At 45.2% G+C, this 20,239-nt stretch carries 17 protein-coding genes; 12 read left to right on the top strand and 5 right to left on the bottom strand.

The window, feature by feature from the left end; genetic code table 11:
* Positions 1-48 precede the first annotated feature (48 nt).
* The 4 genes from ACTSEZ_RS18010 (at position 49) to ACTSEZ_RS17995 (ending at position 4,753) form a co-directional block, all read left to right on the top strand.
* Positions 49-1,656 (top strand): ABC transporter substrate-binding protein, encoded by a 1,608-nt coding sequence (locus ACTSEZ_RS18010; protein ID WP_369735737.1) that lies wholly within the window; start codon positions 49-51, stop codon positions 1,654-1,656.
* A gap of 131 nt (positions 1,657-1,787) precedes the next feature.
* Positions 1,788-2,789, top strand: coding sequence for an ABC transporter permease (locus tag ACTSEZ_RS18005; RefSeq protein WP_369735736.1), 1,002 nt, complete (start codon positions 1,788-1,790; stop codon positions 2,787-2,789).
* Between the two features lie 17 nt (positions 2,790-2,806).
* Positions 2,807-3,703, top strand: a complete 897-nt coding sequence (locus ACTSEZ_RS18000) for an ABC transporter permease (RefSeq protein WP_369735735.1) — start codon at positions 2,807-2,809, stop codon at positions 3,701-3,703.
* 492 nt (positions 3,704-4,195) lie between these two features.
* Complete coding sequence (locus ACTSEZ_RS17995) at positions 4,196-4,753, top strand: YdhK family protein (protein ID WP_369735734.1); 558 nt, start codon at positions 4,196-4,198, stop codon at positions 4,751-4,753.
* Positions 4,754-4,792: 39 nt separating this feature from the next.
* Here the strand turns inward: ACTSEZ_RS17995 and ACTSEZ_RS17990 are convergent, their stop codons facing one another.
* The 3 genes from ACTSEZ_RS17990 to ACTSEZ_RS17980 all read right to left on the bottom strand — a co-directional run bounded on the left by ACTSEZ_RS17990 (position 4,793) and on the right by ACTSEZ_RS17980 (position 12,202).
* Positions 4,793-5,875 (bottom strand): aromatic acid exporter family protein, encoded by a 1,083-nt coding sequence (locus tag ACTSEZ_RS17990; protein WP_369735733.1) that lies wholly within the window; start codon positions 5,873-5,875, stop codon positions 4,793-4,795.
* 245 nt (positions 5,876-6,120) lie between these two features.
* Positions 6,121-10,593, bottom strand: coding sequence for a glutamate synthase-related protein (locus ACTSEZ_RS17985; RefSeq protein ID WP_369735732.1), 4,473 nt, complete (start codon positions 10,591-10,593; stop codon positions 6,121-6,123).
* A gap of 313 nt (positions 10,594-10,906) precedes the next feature.
* Positions 10,907-12,202: a glutamate-1-semialdehyde 2,1-aminomutase gene (locus tag ACTSEZ_RS17980; protein ID WP_369735731.1), complete on the bottom strand. Its 1,296-nt coding sequence runs from the start codon at positions 12,200-12,202 to the stop codon at positions 10,907-10,909.
* Positions 12,203-12,318: 116 nt separating this feature from the next.
* Here ACTSEZ_RS17980 and modA point away from each other — a divergent pair, with 116 nt between their 5' ends.
* From modA to perR, 6 genes are all read left to right on the top strand, one after another.
* Positions 12,319-13,089, top strand: coding sequence for a molybdate ABC transporter substrate-binding protein (modA, locus tag ACTSEZ_RS17975; RefSeq protein WP_369735730.1), 771 nt, complete (start codon positions 12,319-12,321; stop codon positions 13,087-13,089).
* Positions 13,079-13,738: a molybdate ABC transporter permease subunit gene (gene modB / locus ACTSEZ_RS17970; RefSeq protein ID WP_369735729.1), complete on the top strand. Its 660-nt coding sequence runs from the start codon at positions 13,079-13,081 to the stop codon at positions 13,736-13,738. The genes modA and modB overlap by 11 nt, the downstream gene beginning before the upstream one ends.
* Positions 13,739-13,818: 80 nt before the next feature.
* Positions 13,819-14,223, top strand: a complete 405-nt coding sequence (locus tag ACTSEZ_RS17965) for an ion channel (RefSeq protein WP_029285991.1) — start codon at positions 13,819-13,821, stop codon at positions 14,221-14,223.
* 63 nt (positions 14,224-14,286) lie between these two features.
* Positions 14,287-14,754, top strand: coding sequence for a thioredoxin-dependent thiol peroxidase (gene bcp, locus ACTSEZ_RS17960; RefSeq protein ID WP_369735728.1), 468 nt, complete (start codon positions 14,287-14,289; stop codon positions 14,752-14,754).
* Between the two features lie 154 nt (positions 14,755-14,908).
* Positions 14,909-15,862: a D-2-hydroxyacid dehydrogenase gene (locus ACTSEZ_RS17955; protein WP_369735727.1), complete on the top strand. Its 954-nt coding sequence runs from the start codon at positions 14,909-14,911 to the stop codon at positions 15,860-15,862.
* Between the two features lie 116 nt (positions 15,863-15,978).
* Positions 15,979-16,416 (top strand): peroxide-responsive transcriptional repressor PerR, encoded by a 438-nt coding sequence (perR, locus tag ACTSEZ_RS17950; protein WP_369735726.1) that lies wholly within the window; start codon positions 15,979-15,981, stop codon positions 16,414-16,416.
* Positions 16,417-16,502: 86 nt separating this feature from the next.
* Here the strand turns inward: perR and ACTSEZ_RS17945 are convergent, their stop codons facing one another.
* Complete coding sequence (locus ACTSEZ_RS17945) at positions 16,503-16,859, bottom strand: YgzB family protein (RefSeq protein WP_369735725.1); 357 nt, start codon at positions 16,857-16,859, stop codon at positions 16,503-16,505.
* Positions 16,860-16,960: 101 nt separating this feature from the next.
* Positions 16,961-17,545 (bottom strand): CGNR zinc finger domain-containing protein, encoded by a 585-nt coding sequence (locus ACTSEZ_RS17940; RefSeq protein WP_369735724.1) that lies wholly within the window; start codon positions 17,543-17,545, stop codon positions 16,961-16,963.
* Positions 17,546-17,739: 194 nt separating this feature from the next.
* Between ACTSEZ_RS17940 and ACTSEZ_RS17935 the strand changes: the two genes are divergently transcribed.
* Together ACTSEZ_RS17935 and ACTSEZ_RS17930 are read left to right on the top strand one after the other, a co-directional pair.
* Complete coding sequence (locus ACTSEZ_RS17935; RefSeq protein ID WP_369735723.1) at positions 17,740-18,597, top strand: alpha/beta fold hydrolase; 858 nt, start codon at positions 17,740-17,742, stop codon at positions 18,595-18,597.
* A gap of 470 nt (positions 18,598-19,067) precedes the next feature.
* The gene (locus tag ACTSEZ_RS17930; protein ID WP_029286001.1) at positions 19,068-19,940 is read left to right on the top strand and encodes a nucleotidyltransferase-like protein; all 873 of its coding nucleotides are present in this window, start codon (positions 19,068-19,070) and stop codon (positions 19,938-19,940) included.
* Positions 19,941-20,239: the final 299 nt, after the last annotated feature.

Genomic DNA, 20,239 nt, shown 5'->3' with positions numbered 1-20,239 from the left:
CGAGGCGTGATTGATAGATTCATCACTAGAAAATAGGGGGATGTATGCGTGAAAAAGAAAAGCCTGTTAGTCTCAATTATGTTTGTGCTGCTTTTATCAGCGGCCTTGATGGGCTGCAGTTCTGACAGCTCTTCATCAGAAGGCGGCGACGGCGGAAGCAGTGAAAAGAAACAGGACAGCCTCGTTTTTGGACGCGGCGGTGACTCTACTTCTCTTGATCCGATTACAACAACAGAAGGGGAAGCCTTCAAAGTAACAGTCAACGTTTTTGAAACACTCTTAAACTATGGTGAACAGGATACAACAGTGCAGGAAGGCCTTGCGACAAAATGGGAAGTGTCAGAGGATAACCTGACTTACACGCTTACTCTAAGAGAAGGCGTCAAATTCCATGACGGCACTGACTTCAATGCAGAAGCGGTTGTCTTCAACTTTGAACGCTGGATGAACGGGGATGCAGACAAATTCCCTTACTACACAATGTTCGGCGGCTTTAAAAAGGACGAAGGACATGTAATTAAAGAAGTAAAAGCAGACGGCGATTATAAAGTTGTTTTCACATTAAAACGCCCTCAGGCTCCGTTCTTAAAGAACCTTGCCATGTCTCCTTTCGGCATTGCAAGTCCGGCAGCTATTGAGAAGCACGGCGACAAATTCAGAGAAAATCCGGTCGGCACAGGCCCGTTCAAATTTGTTGAGTGGAAGCCAAACGACAGAATCGTACTTGAAAAGAATGAAGATTACTGGATGAAAGGCTATCCGAAGTTAAATCAGGTTATCTTCAAATCGATTCCTGAAAACTCAGCACGCTTAAATGCCCTTCAAACAGGCGAAATCGACTTAATGGATGGTGTAAACCCGTCTGATACGAAATCTATTTCAAGCAACAGCGACCTTCAGACGTTCGAGCGTCCGTCTATGAACGTTGGCTACGTTGGTTTAACAACAAACCGCAAGCCGCTTGACAACAAGCTTGTGCGCCAGGCGCTGAACCATGCCGTTGACAAGCAGGGCATTATCGATTCTTTCTACGGCGGACTTGCAGAGCCTGCGAAAAATCCGATGCCTCCGTCACTTGAAGGCTACAACGATGACATCGAGCCATACCCGTACGATCTTGAAAAAGCAAAAGCACTTTTAGCAGAAGCCGGCTATCCGGACGGATTTAAAATGGAGCTTTGGGCAATGCCTGTTCCTCGTCCATATATGCCTGAAGGAATGAAAGTCGCGGAAGTCATCAAATCAAGCTTTGCCAAAATCGGCGTTGAAGCAGAAATCAAAACGTACGACTGGGCTACTTACCTTGATAAAGCGGCAAAAGGGGAAGCTGACTCATTCATGCTTGGATGGACAGGCGACAACGGTGATGCCGACAACTTCCTTTACACGCTTCTTGACAAAGACAGCATCGGCAGCAACAACTACACGTACTACAGCAACGATGAGCTTCATGACATTCTGATTGAAGCACAGTCCAATGCTGACCAGGCAAAACGAAACGAGCTTTACAAAAAAGCACAGGAAATCATTAAAGAAGATGCACCTTGGATTCCGATTGCCCACTCCACGCCAATCCTGGCCGGAAGCAGCAAACTGACAAACTTCAAGCCGCATCCAACAGGTTCTGACATCCTTACAAAGGTCGAATTTAAGTAATGAGCTGGGAGGAGGACCTGTCCTCCTCCCTTTTTTAAAAGGTGAAAACACTGCGGTGCAAGGGTTCCAGGAAGTTTTTATCTGAATGTCTGAATCGGCGCTTGCGCTTTTCGAATGAAAGAGGTGAAAGAATGGTTTCATATACAATTAGAAGAATCGGTCTGCTCATACCTGTTCTGATCGGGATGACGCTCGTTGTCTTTTCCATCATCAGAGCCATACCGGGGAACCCGGCACAGGTCATTCTCGGGCAGCGTGCAACACAGGAGGCCATTGAAAAATTAACGCAGCAGCTTGGACTCGATCAGCCATGGTACATACAGTATTTTGATTATGTCGGCGGACTTCTGACAGGTGATCTCGGTCAATCCATCCGGACGGGTGCCGCCATAAGTAAAGAGATGACGCCTTATCTTGCGGCGACAATGGAACTGACAATCTTTGCGATGATCATTGCCATCGTTGTCGGCATCAATGCGGGAATCATCAGTGCATGGTTCCGCAATTCATGGTTTGATTATGTAGCCATGATTATTGCCTTAGTCGGTGTGTCAATGCCGATTTTCTGGCTCGGCCTGATGGAGCAGTACGTCTTCTCGATCAAGCTTGGCTGGCTGCCGACTACAGGCAGGGAGGAAATCAGAAATCCTGTCGACAGTATCACAAATCTTTACCTGCTTGATACGCTTCTGCAGGGAAGGTTTGATCAGTTCGTTCAAGTGCTGAAGCATATTCTGATGCCGGGAATTGCCCTAGCTACAATCCCGATGGCCATTATTGCAAGAATTACAAGATCAACCATGATTGAAGCGATGGAATCTGATTTTATCAGAACAGCCAGAGCGAAAGGCCTTCACATGTTCTGGGTTGTGTACAAGCACGCTTTGAAAAATGCAGTCATTCCAATTTTAACGATTATCGGTCTTCAAACAGGACTGCTTCTCGGAGGGGCGATCCTGACAGAAACCATCTTCGGCTGGCCGGGGATGGGCAGGTATATTTTCGATGCGATCAGCTACCGGGATTATCCGGTCATCCAGTCGGGCATCTTAGTCATTGCCGCCATCTTTGTTTTTATCAATCTGATCGTCGATCTTTTGTATGCAGCCATTGATCCGAGGATTAAATACTAGAAAAGGGGGAGAATGCCATGTCACTGCCGGCACTTCAAGAAGAAAAGACAGCCATCATCAAACAGGAAAAGGTCATCACCCCTTTTCAGCAGAAGCTCCGCTTGTTTCTGCAAAATAAACTCGCGATCGCAGGAAGTATTCTCGTATTATTTTTTATCTTTATTGCCATAGCTGCTCCGCTTATTGCACCGCAGGGCATTGATGATCAGGAGCTCTCAAAGCGCCTGCTTCCTCCGTCATCCGAGCATTGGTTTGGAACGGATGACTTTGGGAGAGATATTTTCTCAAGGGTATTGTTCGGCGCGCGTATATCCCTTTGGGTGGGATTTTTCTCGGTCCTTGGATCAGCTTTGATCGGAACGCTTCTTGGAATCCTTGCCGGATACTACGGCCGCGTGATCGACAGCATCATTTCCAGACTGTTTGACATCATGCTCGCGTTCCCAAGCATCCTGCTTGCCATCGCGATCGTAGCCATCCTAGGACCATCCCTTCAAAATGCCCTGATTGCCATCGCCGTCATCAACATTCCGAACTTCGGAAGACTGATCCGGGCCAAGGTTCTCAGCGTAAAAGAAGAAGAGTATATCATGGCCGCAAAAGCCCTAGGCACGAGTGATACACGGATCCTTTTCGTGCACGTGCTGCCAAACAGCCTTTCGCCGATTATCGTACAAGCCTCTCTGGCCATCGCAACGGCCATCATCGAGGCAGCTGCCCTTGGCTTCATCGGACTCGGAGCCCAGGCCCCGAACCCTGAGTGGGGCAAAATGCTAGCAGATTCTAAGCAGTACCTGGTACAGGCACCATGGACCCTCTTCTTCCCGGGTATTGCCATCATGCTCACGGTTCTCGGATTTAACCTCATGGGTGACGGACTGCGTGATGCGCTGGATCCTAAGGGGAAGCATTGACGAGTGACTTTATTTTTCATAAAGAGAAGGACGCTGACCGGGTTAGCGTCTTTCTTTCGTTTTGAGGGTTCCAATTTCTCTTATAAGTACCATCAATTCGCAGATTCCAGTTTTTGAGGGTTCTAATCTCTTCGATAAATGCCATCAAATCTCAGATTCCTGTTCTTGAGGGTTCTGATCTCTTCGATAAGTGCCATCAATTCTCAGATTCCTGTTCTTGAGGGTTCTTATCTCCCGGATAAGTGCCATCAAATCTCAGATTCCAGTTTTTGAGGGTTCTTATCTCCTGGATAAGTGCCATCAAATCTCAGATTTCTCTTCTTGAGGGTTCTGATCTCTCCGAAAAGTGCCATCAAATCTCAGATTCAATTGCTTGAGGGTTCTAATTTCTAATATAAGTCCCATCAATTTTCCGATTTCACTTTTAAATGCACACTTTCTGCACAATCTATCTTTAAAATGAAATTAGACGATGACGAAAGGATGATTGAGATGAAAAGATCAATGATGCTAGCTCTTGCTGCAGCTTTTTCACTGACGCTTGCAGCGTGTGCGAATGAAAATGAAGGGCAAAAGAAGGAGGAGTCTTCTGAACACGCCGGTCACGAAGGCATGAACCACTCAGGTTCGGGCGAGGTGCCGGAGGGTTTGAAGGAAGCTGAAAATCCAACGTTTGAAAAAGGAAGCAAAGCAGTTATGAATGCTGATCACATGGAAGGCATGGATGGTGCGGAAGCGACAATTGCAGGTGCATATGACACCGTAGTCTACACCGTTTCTTATACGCCTGAAGGCGGGGGAGACCCGGTCACGGATCATAAATGGGTCATTCATGAAGAAATTAAAGATGCAGCTGAAGAGCCATACAAAGAAGGAGACAAAGTGACCCTTGCAGCCGATCATATGGAAGGCATGGAGGGAGCAGAGGCCACGATTGACTCAGCAGAAGAAACGACTGTTTACATGGTCGACTTTGTACCTGCAGACGGCGGCGAAGAAGTGAAAAATCACAAGTGGGTGACAGAAAGCGAGCTTTCTGCCTCTGAATAACAAAAAAGGACTGAACGATTTCCGTTCAGTCCTTTGTGTTTAGCTTGGTTCTTCCTGCTCCGATATCTGAAGCTCATTTTCTTCTTTATGATAGCTATGGAAGCTGTTGATCAGCGTATCAAGGTGCTCAAGCTGTTCACTGTAATCAATGATAACCGCGATAAGTGGCAGCAGGTGGTAGAAGCACTCCTGGTCGATGCAGTTTCCTTTAAAGTTCATAAAGGTATCAACAAGCTCCTGTTTGTTGAACTGCCCTTCTTTAATAAACTCCACCGGTGCCTCGGGTTTAATTTTCCCGATAAATTTCAGCAGGCTTCGTTCATGGAAGTCAACGAGATAGTCCAGCTCATTTGCAAGAATGCTCTGGAATTCCTCCGGCAGATGATGGAGTTCGTTTTCAAGGCGGTGCAGCTTTTTCAGGGTATCAAGCGACCTGTTGGTGGTAACCAGCATTTGTCTGAAAAGCACAAGCTTCCGTGATTTCGCATAAATATTGCGCTTGAAATAGGCGCGTTCTTCCTTATACATGAGATAAAGCTGATCGAGCTTCATCATTTTTTCTTTCAGTCTTTCAATATCTGTTTTGAGCTCCGTATACTCCGACACCTGTCTCGTGTTAAAACGGATCCATTTAATGATTTCTTCTGTATTATCCACAATTCTGTAATACAGCTTTGTTTCATACTTTGGCGGAATGAAAATCAGATTCACGATGAATGCTGACAGGACGCCGAGCAGAACCGTTCCAAAGCGGATCAGGGCAAATTCGATAAAATCCTCGCCCGGACTTTCCAAAATCGCAATGACGGTCACGACCGAAACCGGAATTGTATTTTCAATCTTTATTCTTAAATTAATCGCAATGACGATAATGACAGTTAAACCGATAACAAACGGATGGGGACCGAAAATCAGCCCGAATAAAATGGCAAAGGCTGCTCCGATGACATTTGCCTGAACCTGCTCGATAACAGAAAGATAAGAGCGGTAAATTGTAGGCTGTATCGCAAAGATAGCGGCGATACCGGCAAAGGCTGGAGACGGTATGTTTAAAAGAGTGGCCAAAAACAGAGCCAGTGTAATGGCAATCCCCGTTTTGATAATGCGGGCACCAAGTTTCATTGGGTGTGTTTCTACATTCCCTTCTTTACTGATATGATAATGGACCTTATGACAGAAAAATCTGTCTGGTAAACAAGTAATGACTATACAATGTTAAAAGAAATTATTCAAGTTACTTTTTCCCGTTTTCATGAAAAAAATAAGCCTTTTTTCGAAAGTTTTTTATATGGTACCACTTAGAACTATGCCGTTTGTTTAAAAAAAATAACACCCGCATAGCAGGTGTTATTTTTAATGTGCCGCAATCACTCAGTCGATACAGATGGATCGGCCTGTTCTTTAACTGGAACAAGCTGAATGAAGTGATCTCCGACTGCGTTCAGCAGCGGCTTCAGTTCATTTGCTTCATCACGCTGTCCGTGTTTTTCAAGTGATTCAATGTAAGTTGTCAGAAGCTCTGTTACATCGTTTTTGCCTTTTGCATTCAGAGATGAGATCTCGATTTTAGCGCCTTTGGCAACACGGCGCTCTAGCGCCTGTTTTGTTAAGCCAAGCTCAGGCTGGTGTCTGACGTACACGACGCCGCCGGTCATGCCTGCACAGATCCATGGTCCAGGATCGCCGAGGACAAGTCCGCGTCCGTTCGTCATATACTCAAATGCAAATCCTTTTATGTTGGCATTTACCCCGATATTGCCATTTTCCTCTGCAGGGATTGGCTTTGTGATTTTTCCCCCGATGATCATGTCGGCACCTGATAAGCGGATGCCTGCACGCGCATCTGCATTCCCCTGAACGAGAAGGAGGCCGCTCTGTGCGCCGTAACCGAAGCCTTTTCCGACAGAACCGTTGTAGTAGTTTCCGTCTGCTCCTTTTGATTTGAAGACCTGAATCGTACCGCCAAAGGACGTTTTACCCGTGCCGTCCTGGGCGCCGCCTTCTACGCGGATATTGATGCCGCTTGAGTTGTAGGCGCCAAGTCCGTTGCCCGGAATAGAACCTTCTTTGTAGTGCAGCTCAATGTCATCAAGTTTGCGGTATGAACCGTCAAGACGTCCGCGGACCCTGTGACAGGAAACGCGGCTGCCGAGAATGCGCTGCTCGGATGTAACGCTCGAAAATTCTCTTGAGCTGTGAAGCTCGCTTTCATCATAATCAAGGTACTCTGCTCCTGCAGCAACGGCAAGACGCTTGCTTTCAAGACTTGCTGCCACTTCTTTATGTGAGATGTTCTGGATTTCAAGGGTCTCAAGAAGAAGGGACAGGTCCATTTCATCCTTGCCTCGGGTCTGTTCAAGAAGATCAGAGCGTCCGACAAGGTCTTGAAGATTTGTAAAGCCAAGGGAAGCAGTCAATGTCTGAAGCTCTGAACCGAACGCGCTGAACAGGTTCACAAGCCCTTCTACAGACGGGTCGTACTTTCTTGGAACAAATCGGCGGAGACCGTGCTCTTTCGCCTGTGCTTCGGATTCAATCTGTGTCGCAATACCAACATGGCATGTATCCAAATGACAGCCGCGGCATGTTGTACAGCCGATGGCAATCATCGAAAGGGTACCGAAGCCGACGCGGTTGGCGCCAAGCAGCATGACCTTCATGACGTCCATCGCACTCTTGATGCCGCCGTCTGCCCAAAGTTCCACTTTTTCGCGGAGACCGGCTTCAAGCAGGGCGTTGTGCGCCGCCTTTACCCCGATTTCAACAGGAAGACCGACGTGTTGAAGGGCGTGAATACGCGCTGCACCTGTTCCGCCGTCAAAACCGCTGAGTGTAATGATGTCAGCGCCGGCTTTTGCGATTCCCACTGCGATTGTTCCGATGTTTGGAACAACAGGAACCTTTACAGAAACCTTCGCCTGATCGTTGGCTGTTTTAAGCTCTGAAATCATCTGCGCCAAATCTTCAATCGAATAGATGTCATGGTTATTTGACGGAGAAATAAGGTCAGAACCGATAGTAGCATTCCGTGATTCAGCAATTTTTGCTGTTACTTTTGAACCTGGAAGATGTCCGCCTTCACCAGGCTTTGCACCCTGGCCAATCTTGATTTCAAGCAGGTTTGATGAGTTCAGAAGCTCGGCGTTTACGCCAAAGCGTCCGGACGCAATCTGCTGGCCCCGCGTGCGCGGATATTTCCCGAGCATATCTTTAATTTCTCCGCCCTCACCGTTCAAGCTGACCATATTCAGCTGCTCAGCAGCTTCTGCATAAGCGCGGAAAGCAACCTCGTTCTGTGACCCGAATGACATCGAAGCGATGACAAACGGCAGACTGTGATCGCCTACGCCAATATTTACTTTTTCCTTAGGCACAGAAGATTTCACTTTTTTCAGATCCGTTAAGTGACGGATCGTAATTGGATTGCTTTCTTCCTGCTCTGTCAGCTTTTCGCGGTAGCCTTCGTAATCTCCGGATTTCGCGACATCGCCGATTGCTTTCCAGATACGAGGGAAGATGTGGAACGTTTTGCTCGGACGTGCTTTTTCATTTTCAAAATCGCTGCTTCGTTCAATCGCATCTTCCTTCATGCTTTCAAAATTGAATTTCAAAGAAGGAGAGCCAAGGAAGTTAACGATGTTCAGTTCTTTTTCAATTTCTTCATTTAAGCCGATAGCGGAGAAGAGTCTTCCGTATCCGCGCAGCTCATGAATTCCGATCGTCGAAATGACTTTTTCAAGGCCTTTATTTAATGACTCATACAAATTGACCGCAGGCTTCGCTGAGTCTTCTTCAGCAACCGTGGCAAACAAAATGTACGGGCTGATTAGGTTTGCACCGAGGCCGTAAGCGACCATAATGTCATGCAGAGATCTGACCGCACCTGTGCGGAGAAGGATCGAACAGTTTCTGCGCAGGCTTTCCTTTACAAGGGCCTGATCAATCACCGATGTGACTAAATGCGGATCAATCCAGAGCTTGCCGTTCTGATGCGCTTCTCTGTCATCAAGGACAAGCAGGACAGCGCCGTCATTTACGGCATGAATGGCTTCAAGCTTCAGACGGTTCAAAGCGTCTTTCAGAGTTTCATCCTCTGTGTAGACCGCTGAAAGAACATGAAGTTGCTTTTCTTTTGAAAAATAGTCAATGACTTCTTCATATGGCAGCTGGTCAATCTGCTCAGAAGCCATGATGCCGAGCTTGCCTTCAAGCAGAAGCGGTGACGGCAGCTCAATCAACGCCGTTTTATCATGCTGTTCTGTCAGGGAAGGACGTTTGCCGACTACCGAGCGGATGGAAAAGTGCTCGGATTCGCGGTCACGGTCAATCGCCGGATTCGTAACAACTGCAACACTTTCTTTAATGAAGTCTGCGATGTTTTTCCGGTCTGGATGGATGGCTGCAAGCGGTCCGTCGTGTCCAAGGGAGCGGATCGGCTCAGCGCCTTTTTCAGCCATCTGCTCAAGCAGCTGGATGTGCTCGCGGTCCCAGCCGAATGCTGCATAATGCCCGTTGTGGACTTTGAAAATAGGCGAAGCAGAGCATTTGCCTTTGCTGACAGGGTGCAGAAGCCGTTCTCTGTAGCCGTCCACTTCAAGTCTGCTTGAGAAACGCTTGTAGACTTCTTCCTGAAGGGATGGATATTCAAACAGTTCCATCTCATCTTCTTTCCACTTAAGTCCAAGTTTCTCGCCCGGTCCAAGCGGCTTTGGTTCACCCGCATAAAGGGAGTTCGCAATAATCCCCGGCTCTGATGCGAAAATATAGGAAGAAACAGATTCTACTTTCCAAAGCGGTCTGAGGCCGAGCGCATCGACACTGAAGACCGCTTCATCGGCAAATCTTGAAATAATGCCCGCAGGTCCCTGTGCAAAGTGTCCCCACGCCTCGCGGATATACGTATACAAATCCTTCAGATGATCAGGATAAGCTTTGATTTCATTAATAATAGGAGGGAACAGAACGTCAAGGGCTTCAAAGAGGCTGTATCCTTCTCTTGCGACAAGCGTTTCAATCGTTCTGTTCAGATCCTGGGAATCACTGCCTCCGTCTGTAAGCGGGACATCCATGATTCTTGCTTCATCGCGAAGCTTGGCAATCGTATTGATTTCTCCGTTGTGGCCTAGCAGGCTGAATGGCTGCACGCGAAAAAAAGTAGAAAGCGTATTCGTAGAATACCTGTTATGGCCAAGAGTCATCGTTGATGCTGCAAGCGGGTTTGCAAGGTCATGATAGAACTTCGGAAGAACATCTCCTGCTCCCATTACTTTGTAGACGGAAGCATGCTGGCTGAGCGATGCCACATGCACATGATGATTTTTCTCGATTTGTATCGTCAGCTCAAATAGATCCTTATTCAGGGAATCAGGGTTTCCAGCAGGAATCACGGCAAATTGCCAAAAGAGAGGTTCTTCTTGTAAAGCGATGGGTCCAAGTGCAGATGAAGTTGTTACTTTGTCAGTTTCAAATAGAAGTTCGAAGTTTTTATCAGAAAGAAGCTGCCTGATTTCTTTTTTAAGTGTATCCGGGTTTTCGTTTTTGGATAGAAACAGGTGGCCCACAATGAAATCTCCGCGCTCGGCAAGCGCCGGGTCAAGGCCTGCATTCTCAAGCTTTTCCTTCCAAAGAGCTCTTGGAATGTCGATATGGATGCCGACTCCATCACCTTCACCATTGATGAAACCTGCACGATGGTTCATCGTCACGAGGGCATCAATACAGAGGTCAATATTTTCTTTTGTCGGGATTTTCCGTTTCTCAATGACTGACACGATGCCGCAAGCGTCATGCTCTGCGTTGTGAAAGTCCTTAAACTTACTTGGGCTCCAGTTTTCTCTCATAAAAGCGGCTTGAAAGGGGAATTCGTTTCCCGCTTATAGCCTTCACCTCCCGGGTAAAATATGAATCTATCATGTAAAAACATAGATTTCTTTGTGAGATTTAATAACAAAATTTTCAGAAATGTAATACTAATCATATCATTTAGATTATTAAAATTCAATTATTTATGCATTTTTTTGGAGGGGGCATACATGCCAGAAAAGTTTAAATATTCATACAAAAGGCTGAACGGCTTATTTGTAAACGTTTTCAAACGTATGCGAAAAAAGAAAAAAACAGGGAGTAAATTCCCTGTTTGAATAATTTGTATATTTATACAGTCTTTAATTGTTTGAATGATCGCTCCACTGCTGCGAGTGTCTGTGCAATGTCTTTTTCCGTGTGAGCTGTAGTGAGGAACCATGCTTCATATTTGGACGGAGCAAGGTTGATGCCTTCATGAAGCATCAGTTTAAAGAACCTGGCGAACATTTCGCCGTCCGTTTTTTCAGCCTGGTCATAGTTCACTACTTTCTCAGTCGTGAAGTAAATGGTGAGGGCTCCTTTTAAGCGGTTCATCGTAATCGGAATGCCGTGGGTTTCTGCATGCTTCAGGATCCCCTCTTCAAGCATCTGACCAAGTTTGTCCAGCTTTTCATAGACGCCTTCTTCCTTCAGAACTTCAAGACAGGCAATGCCGGACAGAATGGACGCCGGGTTTCCGGCCATGGTTCCCGCCTGATAAGCAGGTCCAAGCGGGGCGACCTGTTCCATGATCTCTTTTTTGCCTCCGTATGCGCCGATTGGGAGGCCTCCTCCGATGATTTTACCGAGTGCTGTAAGATCAGGCGTAATGCCGAGCAGGTCCTGCGCTCCGCCATACATGAAGCGGAAGGCTGTAATGACTTCATCATAGATGACGAGTGCTCCTGCATCGTGTGTCAGGTCGTTCACTGCTTGAAGGAATCCAGGCAGCGGCTCGACGATCCCGAAGTTGCCGACGATCGGCTCGACAAGCACAGCTGCAATTTGATCTCCCCATTTATCAAGCGCTTCTTTAAAAGGTTCAATATCATTAAACGGCACCGTGATGACTTCATTGGCAATGCTTTTCGGCACGCCTGCCGAATCCGGGGTGCCGAGGGTGGAAGGACCGGATCCTGCTGCCACGAGCACAAGGTCGGAATGTCCGTGATAGCATCCTGCGAATTTAATGATTTTGTCGCGGCCTGTGTAAGCGCGGGCTACACGGATGGTTGTCATGACCGCCTCTGTACCGGAGTTGACAAAGCGGACTTTATCCATGCCTGGCATAGCTTCTTTCAGCATCTTTGCAAATTTCACTTCATGCGGAGTCGGAGTTCCGTAAAGGACGCCGTCCTCTGCCGCTTTTTGAATCGCTTTTGTAATATGCGGATGGGCATGTCCTGTGATGATCGGCCCGTACGCAGCAAGGTAATCAATGTATTTGTTGCCGTCCACATCCCAGAAATAAGCGCCTTTCGCTCTCTCCATCACAACCGGTGATCCGCCGCCAACCGCTTTATAGGAGCGGGAAGGGCTGTTCACCCCGCCGACAATATGTTCTAATGCTTCTGAATGAAGCTGTTCAGATTTTGTGAAATTCATAGAATCCTCCTGAAAAATAAGTCTGCTGTCTATTCTAGCACGTTTAAATAAGATGAAAAACGTCAGATGACACTAGTATAATAGAAATAATGAACCTATGAAAAGGATGGGCACCTGTGCACAGAAACTATCTCATACTCTTACTATGTCTTGTACTTGCCGCCTGCGGGGTACAGGCATCACCCGAAAAGAAAACCGTGCTGCTTATTTCGGCTGCAGCAAGCCTGAAGGAATCTCTTCAGGAGGTAAAAATACAGTTTGAAAAGGAAAATCCTTCTATTGAAGTGCGAATAAACTTCGGCTCAACCGGTTCCCTTCAGAAGCAGATCGAACAGGGTGCTCCCGCAGATCTGCTGATATCGGCTTCCAAACCATTTTTCACGGAGCTGAGCAAAAAAGGATACATAAGCGCATCGCATCGAATGGACTATTTGGGAAATGAACTTGTTATGGTCACAGCCAAGGAGGAAATAGAAATGAAGGACTTGCCCGAGGCGAGGAAAATATCAATCGGCATTCCTGAAACTGTGCCTGCGGGAGCTTATGCAAAAGAAGCTCTAGAACACTACGGCATATGGAGCGAGGTGGAGAAGAAAACCGTCTATGCGAAGGATGTCAGGCAGGTTCTTTCATATGTAAAAACAGGAAACGTGGATGCAGGGATTGTTTACAAGACAGATGCCATGCAGTCCGAAAAAGTGAACCAGGAAAGCCTCAATCCCGATTCCTATGGCGACATTGTCTATCCGGCCGGTGTACTGAAGAAAACGAAACATTGGGAAGAAGCAGAAGCTTTTTATGAATTTTTAAAAACAGACAGGGCAAAGCAAGTATTTGAAAAGTACGGATTTACCGTCCTGACAGCAGGTGACGAACATGTGGACTGATGCAAGCGGACCGGTCCTGCTGTCTGTACAGGTTGCGGTGATTTCAACCATCTTTGTGGCCGCAGCCGGGATACTCGCTGGGAGACTGATGGCAAGAGCCTCGTTCAAGGGGAAGACGCTCCTTGAAACCTTCTTAATGCTTCCTCTTGTTCTTCCGCCTACAGTTGTCGGATTTTTGTTGATTGTCATTTTTGGGGTGAACAGTCCGGCAGGGAGGCTGATTGAGCAGGTCATGGGATCTCCGGTTATTTTTACAGTGTGGGCTGCTGTTATTGCTGCAGGAGTGGTCTCTTTTCCCCTTATGTATCAGGCGGCAAAGCTCGGTTTTCAGATGGTGGACAGGGAGATCGAGGATGCATCCAGGGTGGACGGGGCTGGAGGGATGCAGACGTTTCTGCATATTTCGCTGCCTCTGGCTGTTTCGTCCCTGATAACCGGAGTGGTCCTTTCTTTCACAAGAGCCCTGGGGGAATTTGGGGCGAGTCTGATGTTCGCTGGAAATATCCCGGGTCAGACCCAGACGGCGGCAACGGCGATTTATGTCGCGATGGACTCAGGTGATATGAACCTTGCCTGGCTTTTAACAGGTGTGCTGATCCTCTTGTCTTTTACCCTATTATTCTTCGTGCAGATGCTGAAGAGACCGTAATTTTTCAGACAGGCCGAATAAACAAAGCCTTCCTGTATATATTGTATCATTACCTGTTTTGGACATGGGGTGCTGCATACATGGGAGGGCTTTTTGCGGTAGCTGTAACGCTGTGCCTGCTGATGAGCTTCAACATTTTCATCCGGACGTTCTCGCGAAAGAATTTTCTTTCTATTGATACCCTGCTGATTGTGATCTTTCTCTATCTTTCCATTTTGATCGGTTTCAGTATGATGTACCTGATCCTTGATGCAAGCGGCTTTGAGGTGCTGGTGGACAATGGGGTGATATTGGAAGGGACGTACCTTGAGCGGCTGCATACATGCTTATATTTCAGTGCGGTGACGCTGTTTTCCCTGGGATACGGGGATGTTGTGCCCATCGGGTTCGGCCGCCTGCTTGCCGTGCTTGAGGCGCTGATCGGCTATGTGCTTCCGGCGGTGTTTGTAGCAAGAACCGTATGGGGCATGGATAAAGTGTCATAAGTTGTATCCTGCCGCTGAATTGGGTAATCTTTTAGTAAACCTATTTTAGCGGAGGATGATACGATGACAATCGAAGCCGGCCAAATGGCTCCTGATTTTGAACTGACAGCAGATACTGGGGAAAAAGTGAAGCTGTCTGACTTCAGAGGGAAAAACGTTGTGCTTTATTTTTATCCGAAAGATATGACGCCGGGCTGTACGACTCAGGCCTGTGATTTCAGGGATCAGCATAAAAGCTTTGAAGAACTGGATGCCGTCATTCTCGGCGTAAGCACGGATCCTCAAAACCGTCACGAAAAATTCAAAGAAAAATACGACCTTCCGTTTCTCCTTCTTGTTGATGAAGAACATGAGGCAGCAGAAAAATTCGGAGTGTGGAAGCTTAAGAAAAACTTCGGCAAAGAATACATGGGAATCGAACGCTCTACTTTCATCATTAACAAAGACGGCGAAATCGCCAAAGAATGGAGAAAAGTGAAAGTAAAAGGACATGTAGAAGAAGCTCTGCAGTATATAAAAGAAAATATGTGAACATGAGGCAAACGTCCAGACAGAACCATTCATCTGTGAGTATGCTATATGGAAGGCATAACCTCCTCATTCGTTAGCGCATTGTACGTGCAGGAATTCAGATTCCTGCACGCTTTTTATTTTTGGTAAACTAACAAAAAAAGGGGGAGAAACAATGAACGTATTTTCTACAGTAAAATTGCCAGTACATATGAAAGAAGACCTATTAAACGTATTTCCAGAAGCGGAGTTCAGCTTTGACAACAAAATAGATGAAGCTGGAGATGAACTGCACAATGCCGAAGTGATTTTAACCTACGGGGAGGATTTGACGGCTCAGATCATTGAAGAGGCGTCATCCCTCAAATGGATCATGGTCGCCTCTGCCGGAATGGACAGGATGCCGTTTGAAGCATTGCGTGATAAAAAAATTCTTGTAACAAATGCTAAAGGTGTACATAAGATCCCGATGGCTGAATATACACTATCAATGATGCTGCAAATCTCAAGAGACGCCGCTAAGCTTTCTGAAAATCAGCAAAAACGGAAGTGGGACCGGAGAGTCGTGATGAATGAAATTTACGGCAAGACCATTTTTGTTCTGGGAGCGGGAGCAATAGGCACGGAAATAGCGAGGCTTGCTAAGGCTTTTGGCATGACAGCAGTAGGAATGAACCGCTCCGGGAAGCCGGTGGACTACTTTGATGAGATTCTGAAATTTGAGGAGATGCACCGGGGTCTTCAGGAAGCGGATTTTGCTGTTTCGGTCCTTCCGAGCACAAAAGAGACAAGGCATATCCTGAACCTGGGTGCTTTCAGGCAGATGAAGAAGGAGGCGGTTTTCATCAACATTGGGCGCGGGGATGCCGTTGTGGAAGAGGATTTGATCACAGCCCTTAATGAAGGTTCCCTGCAGCATGCTGTACTAGATGTGTTTGAAGAAGAGCCGCTTGGAGAAAATCATCCTTTCTGGGAAATGGAGAAGGTGACGGTTACGCCTCATTTGTCAGGGATTACGAAGAACTACCTGCCAAGGGCAATGGAGATTTTCAAGCGGAATTTAAGGAGCTACCTGGATGGTGACCCATCAGCGTTTGAAAACCCCGTCGATTTAGAGAAGGAATACTAAGCGATCTTTTAAAGGAATTCCCGGGGCATCTGATTGACAAAAGTCCCAGGCACACTGTACACTAATTATAAATATTATAAAGTAAGAATGTTTTTCAGAAAAGAGGTGCATAGCGGATGTCAGACCATCAGTTAAAAGAAGCCCTTGACACGCTGAAGCAGACTGGAGTAAGAATCACACCCCAGCGGCATGCCATTTTAGAATATCTTATCCAATCAATGACTCACCCTACGGCAGATGATATTTATAAATCCCTCGAAAGCAAATTTCCGAACATGAGCGTTGCGACTGTCTATAACAACCTTCGTGTCTTCAGGGAAGTTGGCCTTGTGAAGGAGCTTACCTACGGAGATGCCTCAAGCAGATTTGATTTCGTTACAACAGAGCACTACCACGTGATCTGCGAAAAATGCGGCAAGATCGTAGATTTTCATTATCCGGGACTGGACGAGGTAGAACACCTTGCTTCTCACGTGACAGGCTTTAAAGTCAGCCACCACCGTATGGAAATATACGGCGTGTGCGGAACCTGCGAAAAGAAAGAAACTCATTAATCGTACTGAATGCTGCAAGCGGCATTCAGTTTTTTCTTTATATACGAATAAAAGCGGAGGGCTGTCGCTCTCCGCTTTTTCTGTCATCAGCTATTCTGCTGTTTCCGGTTGTATTTTTCGTCAAAGTCTTTGCCTTCAAGGTTCGGATCAAGTGTCAGCGGCTCATTGCAGTACATGCACATATCCACTCTTCCAAGAATCTTCGTGGTCTTCCCGCAGGACGGGCAAGTGACCTGGACGGCTTTAGTGGAAAGCATGCCGATCCAGAAATACACAACCGTGCTTCCTACTATTGATAATAATCCGAGCATCATGAAGATGGTCATAATGATCGGAGATGTTCTAAAGAAGATGCCGATATACATAATGAAAAAGCCAATAAAGATGAGACTGAGCGCGAACGTGCGAATTTTATTAATCTTGCTTGAATATTTCAGTGCCATTATTCCGACCTCCTAATTACCAATATAGCACAAATGTAAGGGATTTCGGACAACTTATCGGAAGTCTCTTTATGTTTTAAAGCGTCAATCATAAAAGGCTTCTAGGATTTCTTTTTCTTCGAATAAAATCCGGCTGCTTTTTTGCGGTTTCCGCACAACTCCATACTACACCAACGCCTCTTTCCTGCTTTAGATGTATCGACGAAATAGAGTTTGCATTCTTCATGATTACACTTCCGAATACGCCCGAGAGAGGTGTTTTCAAAAGTATTCATCATTGAATCAATAATGTTGTACATTACGTGATCTTCAACTGTTTCCCCTTCGAGTGTCATCTTCAATTTTTCACTTTCTGAATGAATGGTTAGGCTGACTTGAAGCTTTTCGACAGCTTTATTTATTCTATTGGTTGTATTAAGGGAAATCTCTCCTCTTTGGTCGATCTCAGACAATATGGTGTTACAAAGAGTACGGATTGACTGAAGTTCAACAATTAAAGAATCCAGTAATTCCTTTTTTTCTAAAGCTAATACATCAGACTCTCGCAATAGATTATTTTCCTTCATCCATTGAAGCGCACTTGATGCATTAGCTAAGATGTCAATCTCTTGTTTATTAGAGATGTAAGTTGTATTGACAAGGTTTATCCATAAAGCCCCACCTAAAGTGATTATTGATTTATCCATTAAATTTTCACCTCAATATAATTATAACCACTAAAAGTAGTTTGACAAGTTATAAAGTGTAATGTAATTTAAGTTATAACTTCTAAAATTATTTTTAATGGTTACATATTCGGATTTCAAAGTTCGTCAATAGTTTGAACTAAATTCGATTGGCTTTTTTAGGAGTTAAAAATACTAATTTATGAGGTGGTAATATGTTGGTGAATCACAAAACTATTAGTATCAAGGGCGTAGATATCTTCTATCGAGAAGCTGGTCAAAAGGAAAATCCAACAATTTTGCTGCTTCATGGTTTTCCTTCCTCTTCGCATATGTATAGAAATTTAATACCGGAATTAATGGAGGAATTTCATGTTGTGGCACCAGATTATCCGGGTTTTGGGAATAGCGATCAGCCAGAAATAAATGAATTCGAATACACATTTAGTAACTATGCCCTTCTCATTAATGAGTTTGTCGAGCAATTAAACTTAGAGAAATTTAGTATTTACGTACATGATTATGGTGCTCCAGTGGGGTTCAGGTTGGCATGCGAACACCCTGAGCGTATTCAGGCCATAGTAACTCAAAACGGAAATGCTTATGAGGAGGGTTTAATGTCAGCTTGGGATCCTGTGCGCACATACTGGGAAAATCCTAATAAGAACAATGAGAATAACATTAGATTCCTTTTATCTGCAGACTTTACAAAATATCAATATACAAACGGTACTCGTAACCCTGAACATATTAGTCCGGACGCTTGGAATATGGATCAGTTTGTTTTGGATCGTCCCGGAAATGACGAGATACAGCTTGCTTTGCAATACGACTATAGAAATAACGTAAAACAGTATTCAAACTGGCAGGAATTCTTCAGAACATACCAGCCGCCTACACTCGCTGTATGGGGTAAAAATGACATGTTTTTCGGCCCTGAAGGAGCTCTGGCATTTCAGAGGGATCTTGATGATTGCGAAGTGCATTTATTGAATACTGGCCATTTCCCATTAGAAGAAGATTTAAAAACAAGCGCTAGTTTAATTAAACAGTTCCTGCAAGCCCGTCTTTAATGACAAAAGAGTGGGTACAATTCATTTCACACTTAGCTAAAGTTATCGAAATAGAAATATAAAAACAAAAGGAGCCTTGCAAAACAATTTGATTTGCAAGGCTCCTTTTGTTTTTGAGGAGTCTAATGATATTTAAGTGCATTTTTTAACAAAGCAGAAAAAGCTTATCTCCCAATTTAGGATGATAAGCTTTTTCTTACGCAACATCTAAGCACATCAGTGTAATTAGAGTAGCGGGAGTCTCAAGTTGATGAAGACTTGGTTTTTGTTTTTTCTGCCAGACTAGTAATCGTGGCGCTGCCAAGGTCACCCATATTGGATTTGAAACACCATTTGGATGAGAAAATATCAGAAAACGATAGATTCTCTTTCTTCCTTCCCTTATAATTTTGAAGTGCTGAATGCAAAAGGAGTTTTTTCGCCTTTGTAGAATTGTGATATATAGTCATAAATATAATGGGGGAATACCAATGGAAAATCTTCTCCGTCCTATTTATCAAGAAAGAGCGAGCCATCCGGATACGCTAGCAATCGTCATGATTGAAAAAAGAAACCAGACATCACCGCTTACTGATAATTTGGATGTCGCGCTGCTTGTCATCGTAAAAGAAGCGAAGCAGCCTGTTTTTATTAAACACTATGAATTTGACGGACAAAAAGCTTCTCTTACGATTGTTTCAGATCAGCAGGTGCAGGAGTGGATCCTGCTTGGAACAAACCGCAGAATGGTCGACTGGATCCTGAATGGAAAAGTATTATTTGACCGCAATGAATATTTAGGCGAGCTTGTAGACCGCCTGAAAGTATTCCCGTTCTCAGAGCGCAGGCTGAAAATCGGCCTTGAATACGGCAAGCTGATCAGAAGGTATCTTGAAGGAAAGGTCTTCTTTGAATCAAGACAGTTTCTTGATGCCTACAATCATATCGTCCATGCCCTTCATCATCTGGCAAGACTTGAAGTCATCGACCGAGGATTTTATCCCGAAGTAACGGTCTGGAACCAGGTCCGCCAAATGGAGCCTCAAGTGTACAAGCTTTACAAAGAACTGGTTGAAAGTGAAGAATCTCTTGAAAAAAGACTTGAGCTGCTGTTTTTGGCGAGTGATTTTCTTATCCATTCCAAGTCGGAAATCGGAGCGGGGCATCTTCTTGGCATTCTTTCAGAGAAAGAAGTATGGCTGTATGCCGATCTGATGGAGCATCCGGAAGCGCGGTATTATTCCGTTGATTTAAGTGTTTTACTTGAGTTTCTTGTTGATAAAGAATTCGTTGAAGTCGTGAAGATTGAAACGAAGGGACAAAGAATTTTCCATCGCGGATATTCTGTTACAAAAAAGTATTGACTTTGATATTTTACGGTGATATATTAATAAGCGTCGCTGCTGAAGCAAGTTCACTTTTGACGGCACAGACAGCGACTTCTCATTAAAAAAACTTCTTAAAAAAGTTGTTGACACTAAGTTAACGAAATGATATATTAAGAAGGTCGCTCCAAGAGCGAAAATGATCTTTGAAAACTAAACAAAACCAAAAGCGTACCAAACGTTTTAAATTTTTAAGTCAGTAACATTTATGAGTCACAAATTTTCTTCGGAGAGTTTGATCCTGGCTCAGGACGAACGCTGGCGGCGTGCCTAATACA

It is taken from the genome of Metabacillus mesotrionivorans, assembly GCF_052171315.1.
Lineage (GTDB): Bacteria > Bacillota > Bacilli > Bacillales > Bacillaceae > Bacillus_P.
Note: the sequence above shows the minus strand (reverse complement) of the source record. Positions and strands in the feature narration are given on the sequence as shown.

What these genes read in the sequence shown, in the direction of transcription:
- ACTSEZ_RS17995 (WP_369735734.1), top strand. Translation starts at nt 4,196, where the DNA reads ATGAAAAGATCAATGATGCTAGCTCTTGCTGCAGCTTTTTCACTGACG.
- ACTSEZ_RS17955 (WP_369735727.1), top strand. Translation starts at nt 14,909, where the DNA reads ATGAACGTATTTTCTACAGTAAAATTGCCAGTACATATGAAAGAAGAC.
- ACTSEZ_RS18005 (WP_369735736.1), top strand. Translation starts at nt 1,788, where the DNA reads ATGGTTTCATATACAATTAGAAGAATCGGTCTGCTCATACCTGTTCTG.
- perR (WP_369735726.1), top strand. Translation starts at nt 15,979, where the DNA reads ATGTCAGACCATCAGTTAAAAGAAGCCCTTGACACGCTGAAGCAGACT.
- ACTSEZ_RS17940 (WP_369735724.1), bottom strand. Translation starts at nt 17,545, where the DNA reads ATGGATAAATCAATAATCACTTTAGGTGGGGCTTTATGGATAAACCTT.
- bcp (WP_369735728.1), top strand. Translation starts at nt 14,287, where the DNA reads ATGACAATCGAAGCCGGCCAAATGGCTCCTGATTTTGAACTGACAGCA.
- ACTSEZ_RS17935 (WP_369735723.1), top strand. Translation starts at nt 17,740, where the DNA reads ATGTTGGTGAATCACAAAACTATTAGTATCAAGGGCGTAGATATCTTC.
- modB (WP_369735729.1), top strand. Translation starts at nt 13,079, where the DNA reads ATGTGGACTGATGCAAGCGGACCGGTCCTGCTGTCTGTACAGGTTGCG.
- ACTSEZ_RS17965 (WP_029285991.1), top strand. Translation starts at nt 13,819, where the DNA reads ATGGGAGGGCTTTTTGCGGTAGCTGTAACGCTGTGCCTGCTGATGAGC.
- ACTSEZ_RS18000 (WP_369735735.1), top strand. Translation starts at nt 2,807, where the DNA reads ATGTCACTGCCGGCACTTCAAGAAGAAAAGACAGCCATCATCAAACAG.
- ACTSEZ_RS17945 (WP_369735725.1), bottom strand. Translation starts at nt 16,859, where the DNA reads ATGGCACTGAAATATTCAAGCAAGATTAATAAAATTCGCACGTTCGCG.
- ACTSEZ_RS17990 (WP_369735733.1), bottom strand. Translation starts at nt 5,875, where the DNA reads ATGAAACTTGGTGCCCGCATTATCAAAACGGGGATTGCCATTACACTG.
- ACTSEZ_RS17930 (WP_029286001.1), top strand. Translation starts at nt 19,068, where the DNA reads ATGGAAAATCTTCTCCGTCCTATTTATCAAGAAAGAGCGAGCCATCCG.
- ACTSEZ_RS17985 (WP_369735732.1), bottom strand. Translation starts at nt 10,593, where the DNA reads ATGAGAGAAAACTGGAGCCCAAGTAAGTTTAAGGACTTTCACAACGCA.
- ACTSEZ_RS17980 (WP_369735731.1), bottom strand. Translation starts at nt 12,202, where the DNA reads ATGAATTTCACAAAATCTGAACAGCTTCATTCAGAAGCATTAGAACAT.